The organism is Arthrobacter sp. TS-15 (genome assembly GCF_006964045.1).
Lineage (GTDB): Bacteria > Actinomycetota > Actinomycetes > Actinomycetales > Micrococcaceae > Arthrobacter.
Genome location: NZ_SDXQ01000060.1, coordinates 44,033 through 61,110 on the forward strand (window position 1 = coordinate 44,033; position 17,078 = coordinate 61,110).

Consider the following 17,078-nt stretch of genomic DNA (forward strand, 5'->3'; position numbering starts at 1 on the left):
GGTTCTGGACGTCGAGCGCAGGGCTACTGAACGGAACTGACGCCCAACGAACTCGGCAAGGTCCTGCCCGGCTTCTACGCCGATCTGATCCTGGTCGACGGCAACCCGCTCGAAGACATCATCATCCTGCAGGACATCACCAAAATCAACGCAGGAATGAAAAATGGCGAATTCCACCGTGAACCGGCCGAACACACACCCCGGCAACCCCTCGAACGTACCGTCAAATACGACAGTTAATGAGTGGCTTCCCCTGTCTAGGGGAGGGAGAAGGAAGATTTCGTTTCGCGGTTAAATCGCAGCCTCGGATGGCGGTTCGGCGGGTCCGGCTCCCGGGCCAGGGCCAGGGCCAGGGCGAGTTTGTCCAGTTCAGTGGCAGCTCGTGGATCTTCAGGCGTTATGGTCGCGCTCTTCCCGTCACGCCTTCTCCACCTGTGAGTGCCTGGCGTCATCAGCCGTTGCCGCCTCAGCCCAGACCACTGCGGTCATGCGCACTGGCAGCTCGGTGACGGGCTGCGGGGTGGCCGCGATCTTGCCCGCGGCGCCAAGGTGCTCCAATTTCCATGCCTGGAGGTACCTCATGGCATCGGCGTTGCTTACACCGGCCAGTTCGCGGACCGTGGAGATGGTGGGGCTCGATAAAAGTGCCGTAAATGCCGAGCCAACGTCAGGCATGAGCGTTGGCTTGAACCTTCCATCGACCACTACTGCTTGGGAGCGTTACCATGGCACGCCTTACCCCGAAAGGCCGCGTCTGCGCAGCCGCAGACCAGATCAGTGCCGAGCGGAGCCCGGTGACCCGGCCGGAAGCGGCAGCGTAGCCCTCAGCTGCATGGCCGGCTCCCTGCTCGTGCCTGGTCAAAATGTTGAGGGCGTCATATAGCGGTATAACGTTACCGCCGGGTATGCCGAATATGTCAGAAACACCAAGCGCCTCGAGGCTCCAGACAATAGCTTCGCACCGGTCGTGATTGTGCCGTTCCGAGTGTTGCAAGTCGAGGAGGAACCTTGTGCCTCGGCCAAAGAATCTAAAGGGATGCCCGCACGCCTCGGTGAGAGGGTGGTTACGTCTGCCGCCACCATCGCTGTCATTCCATTACGTCGAGTGCGGCCCGGATGATGCTGTCCACGTCGATGCCGTGGTAACGATACACATCTGCGATATCCCCGGACTGACCGAACTGGCTTACGCCGAGATTCCTGCTTTTCACCTGGTTAACATTGGCCAGGAATGCGAGCGTGTGCGGATGCCCGTCGAGCACGGTGATCATCGGCACGGCGCGCTCTGGCGGCAGGATCTGATCCAGAATCCACGTCTCTGTGTTATCCTCCTGACCGTTCCTGCTCTGCAGAGCTTCGTAAAGCAGCCCCGGACTTGTCACGCACACCACGTCAACGGGTTTGCCCTGGACTGCGAGGCGGTCGGCGGCGGTAATCGCCTCGGGAACCAGTGCGCCCATGGTGACGATGGTCGCGCAGGGGTCCTTGGCGGTTCGCAGCATGTAGCCGCCCGCCACTACTTGGCGCCGTCGACGCTCGCGGGCCGCCGGATCCTCCGGGATTTCGGCCAGCTGCTGATCAACTGGCTTGGTGGACAGCCTGAGGTAGGCAGACTTGCCGCCGCGGCGTCCCATTTGTGCCATGGAGGCCAGCAGCGTCCACTCAGCTTCGAGGGCGAAGGCAGGTTCGTAGCTTGTGCAGCCAGGCTGTTCCAGCCCGATGGAGGGAGTTTTGATTGACTGGTGTGCCCCGCCTTCAGGGGCGAGAGTAACCCCCGAAGGGGTCCCGACCAGGATCGATTGCCCACCGGCGTAAATACCGTAGGACCATGGTTCGAGGGCGCGCTCCACGAAGGGGTCATATAGCACGCCGATCGGGAACAGGGGTTGGCCCCAGCGGCTCCAGGTTGCGCCGAGTTCGCTGATCAGGCCTACGAGGTTGACCTCGGCTATGCCGAGCTCGATGTGTTGGCCGGTGGGATTTTCCCGCCAGTGCATGACCGTTTCCGAGTCGTCGCTGAACCAGTTTTGACGCTCTTCAACGGACCACACACCCACTTTGTTGACCCACCCGGCCAGGTTGGTGCTTGAACTCACGTCGGGGCTGACTGTCACCACGCGCCGGGCGACGTCGGGGGCTGCGCGTTTGATGTCGAGCAGGGCGCGTCCCAGGGCCGCCTGGGTGGTGGCTGTGCCCGAGGGGGTCCTCCCGAGATCGGTGGGAATCTGTGGCGGTGCGACGGGAACTTCGGCATCGCGCTGAAGTCCTTCCGCAGTATTGGAAATCAGCCTTCCGGCCACGCTTGAGGGGTCGAAGCGGTTCCATGGAGCGTCGGCGTTTTCACCGAATCGTTCTGCAAGCTCCCGGTACTGGTCGACGGTGAGCAGAGAGGAGTGGTTTTGCGGGTGGCCTTCTGTCGGCAGGCCGTTGCCCTTCACCGTGTAGGCGATGATGACTGTAGGTCTCGAATCATCAATTTGGGAATAGGCATCACGCAGCGCGGCCAGATCGTGGCCGCCGAGGTTCCTGATTGCGCGAAACAATGTATGGTCGTCCACTGTTGAGATGAGGTCGGCGATGGCGTCGCTTCCTGCGCCGGTGCCTGGAATACGGTCGCGCAGTTCCTGGGCAGAGCAGCGCAGCAAGCGCTGGTATTCGGGGTTGGACATGTTAACGATGCGCTGGCGGAGTGCGTCTCCGCCGGGGCGGGCCATGAGGCTTTCCAGCAAGTGCCCGAAGCGGACGGTAATCACCTGCCAGCCGGCTGCCGAGAACAGGCGCTCGATCTTGCCAGCTGCGATATTAGGCACGACCCGGTCCAGTGACTGCCGGTTGAGATCGACGATCCAGACGATTTCGCCCAGCTCTGCGACGCTTGAATCGAGAATGGCCTCCCAGATGGCACCTTCGTCCAGCTCGGCGTCACCGACGAGCGAATACTGCCGCCCGCGATTGGGGGTTCCGCTCACGCTCTCGGTGTAGCGCCGTGAGATGGCCCCCCAGATGGGGGCCGTAGCACCGATGCCGACCGAGCCGGTGGAGTAGTCAACCGGGTCCGGGTCCTTCGAACGGCTGGGGTAGCTTTGCAGCCCCCCAAACTCGCGCAGCGTGGTGAGGTACTTTTCGTCCAAGCAGCCGAGGAGGTAATTAATCGAATGCAGCACGGGCGAGGCGTGGGGCTTGACGGAAACGCGGTCTTCGGGGCGGAGCTGGCCGAACCACAGTGAGGTCATGATTGTGGCGATGGACGCGCTGGAGGCCTGGTGCCCTCCCACTTTGATGCCTGAAACGTTAGGGCGAACTCTGTTGGCGTGGTGGACCACGGAGGTTGCGAGCCACAGGACGCGCTGTTCGATCGCGGCGAGCGTGTCGAGATATGGGTCGTCATATCCGGGAGCGGCGAGGGCCGTGCGTTCCTCGCTGGCGGGACTCTGATTCATGTGTGGTGCCTTAACAGGTGGAGTGGAGTGGATTGACGGGCATGATTCCCGACGCTGGGATGGTGGCCGTCGCGGCAGGAAGACGGCTCTTGTGAAGCCGGCCTCAGCGCCGGGTGGAAGGTCTTCCCTGCGTCACCCTGAGCCTTGGTGGTGCGAATCTGTTATCAATTCGAGCACCTAGTCGCATATTGCGCAAGCAGGCTCATGTAAAATGATCATAATGCGCATGTCGCGCTTCTGGAAGATGGAGGAAGGTAATCATATTGAGCATGCAACGGAGGGCCGACGCCATCGACGCAGCGCTGCTGCACGCGTTGATCGACAATCCTGACGCCACGAACATCGCCGTGGCCGAGGCCACGGGTCTCGCCCGAAACACCGTGCGTTCGCGTCTTGGCCGGTATGCCGAAGAGCAGACGCTGCGGACATTTGAGCGCCGGATCGACCCGGCGTTCCTGGGGTATCCCTTGAGTGCCTATGTGGTCACTAAAGTCACCCAGCGGAAGCTGACGTCGGTCAGCCAGGCGCTCGGCGACATTCCGGAGGTGATTGAGGTGCAGGGGCTGAGCGGCCTCAATGACCTACTGGTCCATGTCGTTGCCCGCGACGCCGACGATCTGTACCGCGTGGCCGGACGTATCCTTGCAACCGACGGGGTTAAGCGTACAAACACCGGACTCGTCATGCGTGAACTCGTGAGCTATCGGATCTCGCAGCTGATAGGCGTACATGATTCGCGGAGTCAATGACGATCGATAAAGGAACAGCACACCGTTACGGTGTCATCGCCGGGGCAGGTACGCATGCTCGGATCTGGTCTCCGGCACGTAGGCCGATGAACTCCCGGCTGTCCCCCCGTCAGCAGCCAGCCAAAGGCCTGATCCATCGGGCATCACGGCATCCACCAGGCCCTGTCGAAGAGCCGCCCATGCAGCCAGACCTCGACTGCCGTTCCGCGGAGTGAGGGCCACTGATGCGGTTGAACATTAAGGGTCCATCCTGGCGGGGACATGGATCGTCCTCCTTCCTTCATGGCAGTGTTGGCGTACCGGTCAACGCGGCACATGCCGTTCCTCGACGCCGTTGTTGGCACCAGGGTCCTTCCCTGCAGGGAAGAGGCGTGCAATCGGGCAGTGGCCAACTTGGCACCGCCTAAGCTCGAAGGCCAGGTCCCTGGACCAGGTCTTCACGGACAACAGCTCCGGCAGGGACACCGCCCGACCACAGCTCACGGACCCCACACCTGCTCGCGGCTGCCGATGTGATGCTGAGCCGAAACAGTCCACATGTGCTGGGAGCAACGGCGAAGGCTGCCCGTTGGAGTGCACGAGGTGCCGTACGAGGGCATGCCTACTTTGGGATCGTGATCCCCAGCCTGGCCATGCGCCGGTAGATGGTCGCCCTGCTGATGCCGAGTTCTGCTGCCGCCCCGCTTACCGTGGCCCCAGGCATGGAAAGACACCGGACGATTTCGTCGCGTTCCACGGATTCGATCCGGCTCAGGTGCGGGCTGCGCCTGCCCAAAAGGTAAGCGGGCAGATGGTGGACGTCGATGGTCTCCGTCCGTGCCGCCGCGGCGTGGATCACGGTGAAGAGCTCGTCGACGTTCTCCGGCCAGCTGTGGGCAATCAGCGCCTTTTCAGCGGCGGCGGTGAAGTCGATGTCCCGCAGGCGGGTTTGGCGGGCGGCATATCTGGCCAGCTGCAGGACGTCGTCACCACGTTCCCGCAGCGCGGGAACAGAAATCACCGTGTCGACCATGCCTGCCAGGGGGTGCGGGATCGCGTCGAGCTCTGCGGCAGTGACGGCCCACGCGAGTGTTGGAGGACTCCCATCGTGGGAAACGGGAAGTGACCGCAGTGCGCGGAGGGCCTGAGCATGGAGCTCTTGTGCTGCCCAGGCGGGCAACAAGTCCACGTTTTCGACTATGACAGCGGTGCCTGCTTTGGCAAGCTCGGGAGTCCACAGGGACAGCCACGCATCGACGTCCTCGGGCGCGGGTGCGGCAGCTGAGAGGATACGGCTCCCCGGATGCACCTTCCGCAGTGCCTGTCCCAGCAGTGTGGCGCGCCCTGAGCCCTGTTCGCCTACGGCGGCAACTACCCGTCCGGCCGCCAACGCCTGCGTCCCCTGGTTAAGGGCGTCTGTCCAGGCTGATGACATTTTGCGCACTGTTCCGGCTGCCGGCTCGAGTTTGCCTCGCTGGATGCGGAATACGCCGCCCCTTGGCCCGGGCTTCCCCTTACGGCCCTGCGACCTCGCCAGCATCAGGGCAGAGGTGTTGCCTGCCGCTGATTCAGCCAAGGCCAGCAGCAGCTGCAGGGACGAGCGGGACCATGTGGTGATATTAACGCTCCCCTCCAGCACTCCGCTGACCGGATCAAATACCGGGACTGCCGCGCAGGTGTAAGTCCGGAGGCTGGCACTATAGTGCTCTTCGGCGCGGACAAGGGTCGGGATTCGGTCGGCCAGCGCGAGCCCCATCCCGTTGGTCCCCGCATCTCTTTCGGAAAACGCGAATCCCGGCGCCAGATGATCCTTATCGAGTGCCCGCAAAAGGGAGGTGTCTCCACTGAACCGGTTAAGGAGCAGGCCCTCGGCATCCGTGAGCATGAGGCTGACGGGCTCATTCGCCAACGTGCTGTACAGGCCAGTGAGCACTTCCTGGCCGCACTGGAAAAACAGGGAGGCGGTCCCGGCCGAGCCAGCCCATGTGGGGTCCACGACTTCGGCGGAGACCCCGTATTCCTCGCTTCGCTGCCAGGAAGCGAGGAGGCGCTTGGCAGCAATGCCGAGCTGGCCGGCATTGGGATCGTGCGTCAGCCTGGCAGGCCCCTCATCCTTGTTCGGCATCATCGCCGTCCTCCTAGTCTCGATACTTCGAGATTACTGCGTCGTCCCATCCCCTAGGGGGGAGAACCGTCTCAAAATGAGACACGCATCACATGTTGACAGCTGTTTCCCCGGCCTAGCCTCGATGGTGTCGCGACTACGGCAGTCGCGAGAAGGAGACCAGACATGTACAGCAAAGACGGCGAAAACTATTTCATTGTCGACGCCCACATCGCGTTGTGGGACGCCCGTCCGGAGAACCAGCGCAACATTCACGGCAAGCAGTTCATCGATTGCTTCTACGACTACCACCGCAACCTGTCCCCGGATGAGGAACAGTGGTCCTACGAGGAATACCTCTACCAGGGCGGCGCGCGCCTCATGAAGGACCTGTTTGAGGACGGTCATGTCGACCACGCGATCTTCCAGCCGGCCTATCTCGGCGCGTTCTACAAGAACGGATTCGCGCAAGTCGAGGAGGCCTACGGCCTTGCTGCCGCGAATCCCGGCAAACTCACGTACAACCACTGCTACGACCCCCGCCACGGCGAAGCTGGCCTTGACCGGCTGCGCGCCGACCACGAAAAGATGGGCTTCAAGGGAGTGAAGCTCTACACCGCCGAGTGGCACGGCGAATCCCGAGGCTACAAGCTGTCGGACCCTTGGTCCTACCGGTACTTCGAGGAGTGCCGCAAGCTGGGCATCAAGAACATCCACGTCCACAAGGGCCCCACCATCCGCCCCCTGGACCGGGACGCCTTCGACGTCGCAGACGTTGACCACGCTGCATCGGACTTTAATGACCTGAACTTCATTGTCGAGCACGTCGGCCTGCCCCGGCTGGAAGACTTCTGCTGGATCGCCACCCAGGAACCCAATGTTCACGGCGGCCTGGCGGTGGCCATGCCCTTCATGCACACCCGCCCGCGGTACTTCGCCCAGATCATCGGCGAGCTCATCTACTGGATCGGTGAGGACCGCATCCAGTTCTCCAGCGACTACGCCCTGTGGACACCCCGCTGGCTGATCGAGCGCTTCGTCGACTTCCAGATCCCGGAAGACATGACCGAATACGCCCCGCTCACGACCGCCCAGAAGAAAAAGATCCTGGGGCTTAACGCCGCCAAGATGTACGACATCCCCGTACCTGCAGAGCTCCAGCTCCCGGATGCTGGCGAGACAAAGACGGGACCACGACAGCCGGAGCGCGCCGACCTGGCAGGCGTCCGGTGACAGCCCTGCACGCCGATCCGGCGGCTGACACCGGCTGGGACGTGACGGAGGCTGACGTCCGCCGTGCCCTGGACTCCGTGATCGATCCGGAACTGGACGAGCCCATCACCGACCTTGGCTTCGTCCGTTCCCTTCAGGTCCGGGCCGGCGTCGACGGCGCCTCGGTGGAAGTTCACCTGCGCCTGCCCACCTCCTTCTGCTCGCCCAATTTCGCCTACCTCATGGCGTCCGACAGCAAGGACGCCATCTCGGCGCTGCCGGCGGTTACGAAGGTGATCGTCGAGCTGGACGACCACCACGACTCCGACCTCATCAACGCCGGGCTCGCCGCGGACGCCGGGTACCGCGGGACGTTCCTGCACGAGGCCGAGGACAGCCTGGAGGAGCTGCGGTGGACGTTCCGCCGCAAGGCCCACACCGCCGCCATGGAACGCTGCCTCACCGACCTCCTGCGGGCCAACCCCGAACTCGTGGAGACGGAGATGGGAGGAGTTCGCCTCTGGGCCCTTCCTGCCGGAAGAAACAAGGATGCGCTGCTGCGCAGACGGTCAGCGCTCGGCCTGCCCGAGGCGACGGATTCGATTGTCCTGGTCAACCACGAAGGCTACCCCTACCCTCCTGAGGCCGTTCCGATGGCGCTGCGCCGGGCCCGCTCGACCCGCATCTCCATTGACGGGAATGCGCATTTCTGCCGGGGCCTGCTGCGCACACGCTATGAAGGATCCGGAGCGGACCAGAGCGCCCGGCCAGAGGGTGCCGAGGCCACGGACCACCACGAATTACTTCCGCTTAAAGTCAAGGAGATTCACTCATGAGCACTATGCGAGCCGTTCAGGTAGTCGGCTACCACGAAGGCCTGAAGATGGCAGAAGTGCCGGTCCCCGAGGTTACCGGCCCCCTGGACGTCGTCGTCAAAATCGGCGGAGCCGGTGTGTGCCGCACCGACCTGCACATTCTCGAGGGCCAGTGGGCCGAAAAATCCCAGGTCCACCTGCCGTACACCATCGGCCACGAGAACGCCGGATGGGTTCATGCAGTCGGGAGCGCCGTCACCAACGTGAAGGAAGGCGATAAAGTCATCCTTCACCCCCTCATCACGTGCGGCCTGTGCCGCGCCTGCCGCTCAGGGGATGACGTGCATTGCGAGCAGAGCAGGTTCCCCGGCATCGACACCAGCGGCGGGTACGCCGAATACCTCCTGACATCCGCGCGCTCGGTCGTCAAAATCGACGACTCCCTGGAACCCTCCGACGTCGCGGCCCTGGCCGACGCCGGCCTTACCGCCTATCATGCGGCCGCTAAAGCGGCCAAGCGCCTGACGGCCAGGGACACCTGCGTCGTCATCGGCGCAGGTGGATTGGGACACATCGGAATCCAGGTTCTCACAGCGCTCACGCCGGCCCGCATCATTGTCGTAGACCGTAACGCTGCCGCCCTGGACCTTGCCAAGGAGGTCGGGGCACACGAGGGCGTCCTGGCCGACGGGACACAGGTCGAACAGATCCTTGCGATCACCGCCGGCAACGGAGCGGAGGCCCTCATCGACTTCGTTGGTGAAGGTGGCGCGACCGCCCAGGGCGTCGCCATGCTGCGCCGGGCCGGAGATTACTATGTGGTGGGCTACGGCGAGAACATCAACGTCCCCACCATCGACATTGTCTCGGCCGAGATCAACATCATCGGCAACCTCGTCGGCTCCTACAATGACCTCCAGGACCTCATGGCCCTGGCAGCACGCGGCGCCGTCACGCTTCATACCCAGAAATACGCCCTGGACGACTTCCAACAGGCGATCAGCGACCTCGACGCGGGTAAGGTCCGCGGCCGGGCCATCCTCGTGCCCTAGCAGACAACCTTGGGGGGAATCCAACACACCAACACATCAAAGAGAGATGACATGAAACCTTACATAGGCGTGGGTTTATCCGTCGGCGTGCTAGCCGGAATATGGACGCAGGTGAGCGTAGAACTTGGCCTCATCACCTGGGTCGCGTTCGTCGCGTGGGCATGTTTCTTCGCCGCAGGAGGGGGTGCAACCGGATTTGCCAAGGGACTGGCGGCCAATCTCTCCGGCGTCACCTATGGGTGGCTCGTAGCGCTGCTGACCACCGTGGCGGACTTCCCCGGCATACTCGCCATTGGTGTGGCCGTTGCAGCCCTGGCCATGTGCCTGCAAGCAGGATGGGCACCACTGTCCTTTATCCCCGGCGCCTTCGCAGGGACAGCGGTGTTCTTCGGAACACAGCTGTCATTCTGGCCCACCACAGTTTCCCTCATCATCGGCGCCGGCTTGGGATGGCTTTCAGCCTTTCTCGGAGACCGCATACAGACTCTCGTCAGCAAACCCCGCCGGGTGTCTCCCACGGACGACCCAAGCCGTCCCGTCCGTACAGCCTGAGAATACGATCCCATCGGAACGGCTGACCGCCGTGCCCATCTGCTTCACCTAAGGACCAAGATTGATCTTCATCACCGCAAAATTCCCTGTAAAACCAGAGCACGCCAACAACTGGGCCGACATCACCAAGGACTTCACCGAAACAACGAACGCAGAAGAAGGCTGCCTCTTCTTCGAGTGGTCACGCTCTCTCGAAGACCCTCATACCTACGTTTTAGTGGAAGCCTTCCGCGACGACGAGTCCGGTTCCACGCACGTGCAGTCGGATCACTTCAAAAAGGCCACCGCCGAACTTCCTGCCTATCTTTCTGCGACGCCCGACATAATCAACGTCCGGGTCGAAGGCTGGTCAAAGCTGGGCGAAATGGCAGTCGACTAAACCCAACTCTCCTCCCATCCAGCAAATTGGGCGTAGTGGCACGGCAACCCCGCGCCACTACGCCCCCGTCGAGGAAACCACATGACGGTGTACAAACATGAGGACTGGACACGCCTCATCAACACCCCAGTCGAAATCCGCCAGTACGGTCAAACCATCAGAACCGGCATAGTCGACAGCGCAATGCCGGACTCCTCGCGCTCTGGATCGCAGCCGAGGCCATCCACCCGCGACAAATATATGAAGCTGCGCTCGGCTATGAAGTCTGAGTCGTACCCCACGAGCTATCAGGCAGTGCCACCTACCGCATGACTTCTGATCTGCTCTTTGGAGAAAGGCCAGTCAATGGTTAAAGCACGATGTGCGCACCGGAACCTAGCTCCCAAGCCGGACAGCCCCGGCAGTACTCCCTGCCTCGCACCCGGCAAATATGAGCGGTAAATCTACGCGCAACAACAACGAGGACAAAGCAAAGGTAAACCCATGGACTCACTTCTTTATGACCTGCCGGCACTGACCATACGGCGGATTGCAGTCAGTGAGCTGGACAATAACGTGTATCTGTTGACCGGGAAAGCCAGCGGAGAGCAGGTACTGATCGACGCCGCCGATGAACTTTCCGCCATCCAGCAACTGCTGCAGGATTCCGCAACCGACACTATGGTCACACCCAAATTGGCTCTGATAGCCACCACGCACCAGCACTGGGACCACGTCCGGGCGCTCAAGGAGCTGGCCGCAGCCCACGGTGCCCATACGGCGGCGGGGGCGGACGACGCCGAGGCTTTGCCCATCACAGTAGACCGGAAGCTGGAGCACGGGGACACCCTCGCAATGGACGGCTTCGAGCTGACCGCAATCCACCTGCGTGGGCACACCCCGGGATCAGTGGCATTCGTGTACCAGGACTCGAACCGACCTGCCCACATCTTCTCCGGCGATTCGCTGTTCCCTGGCGGAGTGGGCAACACCGAGAAGGACCCCGAGCGATGCAACCAGCTCATCACCGACGTCAAGGAGCGCTTATTTGACGCTTACCCAGACACCGCCGTAGTGCACCCCGGCCACGGCAAGGCCACCACCTTGGGCACAGAGCGGCCCCACTTCGAGGAGTGGCACATTCGCGGCTGGTAAGCCCCTGGCAACATACGGGACGTTATCAGGGCCAGGCCAACGCTTGGGCGAATCCCATCCACTGCTACTGCTTTCCTCAGGAACGTCGACAACAAGGCGCCTTTCCTGGCGAACCCCTTGGGGAAGCCAAGCCGACTTCTATATCGACGCAGTGAGCGAAGACTCCCGTGTGGTTGCAGTGTTTTCTGAAACCGATATTTGGGGCGCAGCCACGTTCCATCCCAAGTCCGGCCGCGAATTCGACACAAGGCTAGCCCTCAAAGGCTACTGCTGCGGCATGGGCTTCGAAGTGACGGGCTACCCCTGCCCGCCGTGTCGACAGGCATATTGCCCCAAGTGTAAGCACTGTAAATGCCAGCGTCAGATCCTGTGCGAAGTTGCCTGCACAAGATGCTTCCTCCAGTTCCAGCCCCACCTTGTCGTTGATGGCCGATGCGAGGACTGCCGTTCCTGACTTGCCCTAACCTTTCGAGCAGCTGCCTCGACTACTTGGGGTCGCCGTAGTAGCCGAAAATCGGCGGATATGGCTGGCCGGTGGTAACCCGGCCAGGGAGTCCTGGGCCGTCGTGGTCAGCACCGTGCAGGAGATCAGCCATTTGCCTGGATCATCCTCCGGCACCGAGGGGTCCGCCCAGAACTCGTACAGTCCCGCGAAACTAAGCAGCTCTTCATCTTCCGAAAACAGGTATGTCGGGATCTTCTTGCGGTCCGGGGTCTTTTGCCACTCAAAGTAACCTTCAGCTGGCAGACACATGCGTCGCTTCACCGCGGCCTTCCGGAACGAAGGCTTCTCCAGAATTGTCTCCCTGCGAGCATTGATGAGCTTCGAGCCGATCTTGATGTCCTTTGCCCAAGATGGGACCAGACCCCAACGGGCGGTGATCAGCCGGCGATGCAGCTCGCCCTGATCGTCCAGCCGCTCGGCCACGATCGGAACGTCCTGTGTCGGTGCGATGTTCCACGACGGCGGCCTATCCTTGCCTTCGTTCTCCTGCGCATCGTAGTAGGCCAGCAAATCGCCCCGGGCCTTAGCGTTTACGTAACGTCCACACATGGCTTCATTCTGCCAGCAGACAATTCCGCGAAAACCCGAAACCCACTGTCGCAGCGCCTGCTGCAGGTCAGTTGACTGCGGCCAGTACCGGGTACGTCGTTCCCCGTATGTGGCTTGGTTTCCAACACCGGTTATGGCATCACTTACCGCCTTATCGAACGCGATCCATGCCTATGGGATGTCGAGGTCGAACGGCGGGCAGGGTTCTGTGGGAGGTTCAAACAGCCAGTAGGGGTAGGTCTCGTCAGGGAGAACAATTCTTCCGGGCGCCTGCCTGTTCTCCAGCCAGGCATGCCAGATCCTCCGCTGCCGGGTGTAGAGGCCCTGCTGCTGCATAACAAGTTCGATGACCCCCAAAAGTTCTGCGCATGTCTTAAGACTCGCGGCACCGAGAACCCACCCGTTGAGGGTCCACCTAGCCAGACCCCAAGACGCCAAAGTCTCAAGAGCTTCATGAACCGTTGATCTGCCAATACCTGTAACGCCAATGATTTCGGGAACACGGAGGGCCTCTCCTGCCTGCTCCAACGACTCGTACACAAAAGCAGCCGGAAGCCCTAGTTCGCGAAACACAGGGCGAACCGCATGAACCCTATGGCGTGGCCGTGATCCCGCGGGTTGCTGCTCAGGGAGGATCAGCTGATACGTGTCCGCTTCCCGACCACGTGCTGCTGCCGTTTTTCGGATTAGAGCACCATCCATCTCCGCCAATGTCTGAAGCTGGGCTGCTGCCGTCGATTGATGAGTAGCGGTGGCCAACACCAGCGCGCGCACACCAAAACTCAATTCCCGGGACCCTGTCTTGGAAGAGGCCTCCTCGAGGGCACGCAGCATCATTCGCAGCCCCAAGCCTTCCCTGAGACCTTGAAGACGCAACTCCATCTGAGCGCGTGCTTCCGACCAGGCCTTCAAGAAGGTCCTGTGCTCTGCTGCTCCCCCCTGTGACTTAACCTTGCTTGTGTCTGATCTATGGACACTCTTCAACCTCATCTGATCGCCGGGTTTGAGAGGTTCCTTGCCTATCAACTGACGTGCTCTGCCCCACTCCCTGGTGAGGGTGGTAGCTCTGCTCTGGGGTGTGTATTTTGCGTACAGTCCGGCAAGTGCCGGCCAAGTACCACTGAGCATCTTTTGCTGGATATCAGCGACCGTGAGTCCGGCGCGCGTGGCGCCGACGACGACCGCCATTCGTGCTTCAGACGGGGTGCGGTAACGGGACTGGTCATAGATTCCATCCCTGGCGATGCGCAAAATGCGTGCGGAAAGACCCGCGGTCTGTTCTGGATCCAGCGGCGAACTCTCGGCGCCGGAAACCTCGGCGTCCCGCCGGATGGCTCGCAGATCTGCGATATCTTCCCAGAGGGCTGTCCAGATGGAACGGGGATTCCTTTCCGACACGGCCAGGAAGGCTTCGCCGATGACATGGGTGAGCTGTTGGACTCCACCGGAGCGGTGAGTGCTCCCGGGAACTCTGCAGCAGCCCGAGGCTACTGACCTGTGTGGTGAGGGATCCAAATAAGGGAATCGGACGGCCAAGGCTTCAACAAAGTCGCGGGCTTCATGGAAAGGGATCTCCTCGACCAGCGGGACGTAGAGATGCCGTCCACCACTTGGCGAGATGTCCTCAACCCACTGGGCCCCATGCTTGCCGAGCCATGAGCGGAGCCCTTCTGCATCACGGGTAACTTCGTCTGCGCCGCCTGCGCCGCCTGCGCCGCCTGCGCCGGTGTCGAGGTCGAGGAAAATTGTCGAGGCCATGCCGGCGAGTGAATAGACCATCACAGCTGCCGGGGCACTGGGCCGGCGGGCAGGGAGGCCCCGTTCCGTGCGAGCAGGATAGTTTTTCCACGATCGCGGGAGACACGGATGCGGTTTCGGCCTGCCAGAGCTGGAGCCAGGAGCTCCCATGCGCGATCTTCCGGCGACACGCCCAATTGGTATGTCCCCAGCGTGGGTGCTTCTTTAAGCGGCTGGAGTCCGCTTATACTCAAAACATCTCCTTACGGTAGTTCGTGAGGGCATAGCAAAGGCACCTGGGTGGGTGTTTACGACTTTGACTGAACGGTTGGCGCCGATTCAGTTCACAAGGTGGGCTAGCCGCTTGGCGGTACAGCTAACCAAATACTTAGAGGGCGTTGGGATCTTGGCGGATCCGGCGCCCTCACTCTTTTAAGTACCGGTGATGGGCAAAGCCTCCTGGTAGATCGGCGCAGCCGGATCAAGCCACCACTCGGGAAGCCCGAAGGAATCAAGTCTGATCGTCGGGATGAAAGCGTTCATGACCTGAGCCATGGACGTGGAGCCCCCGTTCAGCTTTCCCAAACGCTTGACCTTGGCTTTCCGCTCGGGAGAAACGAAGTTCAACTCCGGCCTAGCTGAACTGGTGGCGATCGCGAACGAGTCGGTAGCTGCGATCATGTGCAGCGAAGCGGTGCCGTGGCGGTGCCACCGGCGGCTGATCACCGACGCGCTCATCATCGCGGGCGTGGAGGTATTCGACATCATGTCCATCTCCTCGACCCGGCAGGCGAGCATGACTGCGTTCGCCCGGGTGGAAAACGGTGAAATCACTTACCCGAACCCGGAAGAGGACTAAATGGGCATGATTGACGAAGTCCGAGCAATAGTGGCTGCCATTCCGGCCGGCTCCGTCGCGACGTACGGTGAGATCGGCCGCATCCTTGGAATTAGCCCCAGACAGGCAGGCCGGGCAGTGTCGCTGCTTGACGAGGACGTGCCGACATGGCGGGTCGTTTACGCCCACGGTGCGCCGGGGCCATGTCATGACGGAAAAGCCGGAGCGTTGCTCAAAGCAGAAGGTGTTCCCTTCCGTAACAGCCACGTCGACATGACGAAGATCCACGCCAATCAGCCCAATAACGGCGGGGGCGTCAGCCGCTTCCCCCTCCCCAGGTGACTCCTTGGGAGTCGTCTCCTTGTCCACAAACGGATCATGAAAAGTCATTTGTGTCATTCGTTCCCCCTGCGGCGTCGCTGTCCTGGAAGCTATTCAATATCGGATTGGGCTTCATGTTCCAGTTGGCCTCACGCAGCGCCAGGGGACATGGTCTGTAAACGAAGGCCTTGAGGAGCCGGGAGTTTCGGCTCCTCAAGTCCACAGTGCACTCGCGCAATTTCCCTACCGGCTCTTTCTTGGTTCGGCATAAAACTTTCCGCTCCGCCGTTGGCGCGCTTCTCGGCCCGTTTCTCCTTTATCGCTTTGCCGGCTTTTTGACGTTTGCCCTATGAGGAATTTTATTCGGCATTTTGACTCTTTCCAAAGCAAGAAAAGGCATGTGGTTAAAAGATCTTCAGGTCAGGGGTCAACTGACCCATGGTGGGACGGTGCGTGTGTTAAGCGTCCTGCCTTGCGGCGGCACTTGCGTCTGTCACCTGATGGAGGATCATCTGAATTTCATGAGGTGAGAGCTGGGCAGATTCCGCAAGCAGTTCAGTTGGCGTCCCCTTGGCGGATGCAGCCCGAATAACTCGGTGGAGCTGGACGAGGGCTTGGTCCAACCTCCACTGGGAGGTTTCAACCAGAGCAGCAGCAGCCCACACCTTTTCTCGTGGGTCCTGCTGTGGATCCAGGCGGAATCCGCACCAGCAGTGCCACACGAGGCGCAGATCCGGCACGCAATCCTCGACGTCAGGTGAAGTGGAACCCTCGGCAGCGGCCCCGTGGATGATGAGCTCCATCGCGTCACCGCAATGGCGGGGGTGGATAACAGGGGACCCGCTGTCCGCCGAAGTCTCCCCACCCGGACTAAAATTCCGGATTGTGTGATCATTACCGATAAAAAGCATCAGATTTTTTCCTCCCACTCATGCACTAAAGAAAAACATCCTGATTCATTTATAACTGCTTTTATTTTTACAGCGAGTTTAAGTTCTTCTGAACAAGTGGAACGAGATGGTTCCCATCTGCCCGGTACCCCCTTGGTGGGTGAAGACGGAGGAACGGATTTCGGACTAATCAGCCGCGGTGGTCTGTTCCGCCTGGCCGGCCCGGCACGCCAGGATGACACCGGCCCGCAGGGCTGCACTTTTCTGGCAATCTCTGGCATGAGGCACTGGAAATAGCCACCGGAACACGCCTGGGCGGATCGCATCGATCGGTGCAGACCGAGAGGGCGCAGGACGGCTATTGCGCAATGCCGCACTCCTGGCTCCCACCGACGCGGGGGCTGCTTTCAGGATGCTGCAGCCAAGCCGACCGGCGCTAAAGTCTTGGGGCACCAATTTCTTCACGAAAGGATCAGGCCTGGACCACCAACTGAGTCCACGGGCGGGGATAACAATGCCGGCCCCGCCAGTACGCGCCCAATCCTCGGTAGCGTGGCGCTTGGCTGCGTTTCCATGCCACATCTACTTTGACTATCTGGTATCCACGCCCCGCAGGGCGGCGGCAGACAAGTTATTACGGTCTTGCCCGGCCCTCCTCCGCCTCCTGATTTCGATGAAGGCCGATTGGAGCTGGGTGATGTGTCCAGCGTGTTCCTTCTACGAGAAAATAGGTGCCTATCCCCATCAACAGGAAGCCGGCGACGCCGAGGATAATTATCTGCGTAGCGATTCCGGCCATGAGGGCTCATCAACTTTTAGCGT

At 61.3% G+C, this 17,078-nt stretch carries 15 protein-coding genes and 2 pseudogenes; 11 read left to right on the plus strand and 6 right to left on the minus strand.

Annotated features, from left to right (window positions below; all coding sequences use genetic code 11):
• Positions 1-417: 417 nt before the first annotated feature.
• From EU811_RS21295 to EU811_RS21305, 3 genes and pseudogenes are all read right to left on the minus strand, one after another.
• Positions 418-675 (minus strand): DNA-binding protein, encoded by a 258-nt coding sequence (locus EU811_RS21295; protein WP_142940269.1) that lies wholly within the window; start codon positions 673-675, stop codon positions 418-420.
• 121 nt (positions 676-796) lie between these two features.
• A pseudogene (locus EU811_RS24410) lies at positions 797-994 on the minus strand (thiamine pyrophosphate-binding protein); the annotation flags it as partial.
• Positions 995-1,088: 94 nt separating this feature from the next.
• Positions 1,089-3,440 (minus strand): transketolase-like TK C-terminal-containing protein, encoded by a 2,352-nt coding sequence (locus tag EU811_RS21305; protein WP_142940271.1) that lies wholly within the window; start codon positions 3,438-3,440, stop codon positions 1,089-1,091.
• Positions 3,441-3,709: 269 nt separating this feature from the next.
• Here EU811_RS21305 and EU811_RS21310 point away from each other — a divergent pair, with 269 nt between their 5' ends.
• Positions 3,710-4,189, plus strand: a complete 480-nt coding sequence (locus EU811_RS21310; RefSeq protein ID WP_142940285.1) for an Lrp/AsnC family transcriptional regulator — start codon at positions 3,710-3,712, stop codon at positions 4,187-4,189.
• 601 nt (positions 4,190-4,790) lie between these two features.
• Here EU811_RS21310 and EU811_RS21315 read toward each other — a convergent pair.
• A complete protein-coding gene (locus EU811_RS21315) occupies positions 4,791-6,296 on the minus strand; it encodes a GAF domain-containing protein (protein ID WP_142940272.1) in 1,506 nt (501 codons plus the stop codon).
• A 162-nt stretch (positions 6,297-6,458) separates the two neighbouring features.
• Between EU811_RS21315 and EU811_RS21320 the strand changes: the two genes are divergently transcribed.
• The 6 genes from EU811_RS21320 to EU811_RS21350 all read left to right on the plus strand — a co-directional run bounded on the left by EU811_RS21320 (position 6,459) and on the right by EU811_RS21350 (position 11,416).
• Positions 6,459-7,505 carry an amidohydrolase family protein gene (locus EU811_RS21320; RefSeq protein WP_142940273.1) on the plus strand — a complete coding sequence of 349 codons (1,047 nt, stop codon included), beginning with the start codon at positions 6,459-6,461 and terminating at the stop codon, positions 7,503-7,505.
• A complete protein-coding gene (locus EU811_RS21325; RefSeq protein ID WP_165450220.1) occupies positions 7,502-8,320 on the plus strand; it encodes an iron-sulfur cluster assembly protein in 819 nt (272 codons plus the stop codon). The genes EU811_RS21320 and EU811_RS21325 overlap by 4 nt, the downstream gene beginning before the upstream one ends.
• Positions 8,317-9,351: an NAD(P)-dependent alcohol dehydrogenase gene (locus EU811_RS21330; protein WP_202979336.1), complete on the plus strand. Its 1,035-nt coding sequence runs from the start codon at positions 8,317-8,319 to the stop codon at positions 9,349-9,351. The genes EU811_RS21325 and EU811_RS21330 overlap by 4 nt, the downstream gene beginning before the upstream one ends.
• Before the next feature lie 51 nt (positions 9,352-9,402).
• On the plus strand, positions 9,403-9,903 hold the full coding sequence (locus EU811_RS21335; protein ID WP_142940274.1) for a DUF1097 domain-containing protein: 501 nt from the start codon (positions 9,403-9,405) through the stop codon (positions 9,901-9,903).
• Positions 9,904-9,964: 61 nt separating this feature from the next.
• On the plus strand, positions 9,965-10,282 hold the full coding sequence (locus EU811_RS21340; protein ID WP_142940275.1) for a putative quinol monooxygenase: 318 nt from the start codon (positions 9,965-9,967) through the stop codon (positions 10,280-10,282).
• A 483-nt stretch (positions 10,283-10,765) separates the two neighbouring features.
• Complete coding sequence (locus EU811_RS21350) at positions 10,766-11,416, plus strand: MBL fold metallo-hydrolase (RefSeq protein WP_142940277.1); 651 nt, start codon at positions 10,766-10,768, stop codon at positions 11,414-11,416.
• A 460-nt stretch (positions 11,417-11,876) separates the two neighbouring features.
• Here EU811_RS21350 and EU811_RS21355 read toward each other — a convergent pair whose 3' ends face one another.
• On the minus strand, positions 11,877-12,470 hold the full coding sequence (locus EU811_RS21355) for an SOS response-associated peptidase (RefSeq protein WP_142940278.1): 594 nt from the start codon (positions 12,468-12,470) through the stop codon (positions 11,877-11,879).
• Positions 12,471-12,641: 171 nt separating this feature from the next.
• The gene (locus tag EU811_RS21360) at positions 12,642-14,228 is read right to left on the minus strand and encodes a helix-turn-helix domain-containing protein (RefSeq protein ID WP_160147679.1); all 1,587 of its coding nucleotides are present in this window, start codon (positions 14,226-14,228) and stop codon (positions 12,642-12,644) included.
• 532 nt (positions 14,229-14,760) lie between these two features.
• Between EU811_RS21360 and EU811_RS24415 the strand changes: the two are divergent.
• The 4 genes and pseudogenes from EU811_RS24415 to EU811_RS24790 all read left to right on the plus strand — a co-directional run.
• Positions 14,761-14,889: pseudogene (locus tag EU811_RS24415) on the plus strand (hypothetical protein); the annotation flags it as partial.
• A gap of 177 nt (positions 14,890-15,066) precedes the next feature.
• Positions 15,067-15,387, plus strand: a complete 321-nt coding sequence (locus EU811_RS21370; RefSeq protein WP_142940281.1) for an MGMT family protein — start codon at positions 15,067-15,069, stop codon at positions 15,385-15,387.
• Between the two features lie 866 nt (positions 15,388-16,253).
• Positions 16,254-16,553, plus strand: coding sequence for a hypothetical protein (locus tag EU811_RS21375; RefSeq protein ID WP_142940282.1), 300 nt, complete (start codon positions 16,254-16,256; stop codon positions 16,551-16,553).
• Between the two features lie 31 nt (positions 16,554-16,584).
• Positions 16,585-17,078 (plus strand): hypothetical protein (locus tag EU811_RS24790; RefSeq protein ID WP_446698074.1); only part of this gene is annotated, 494 nt, incomplete at its 3' end.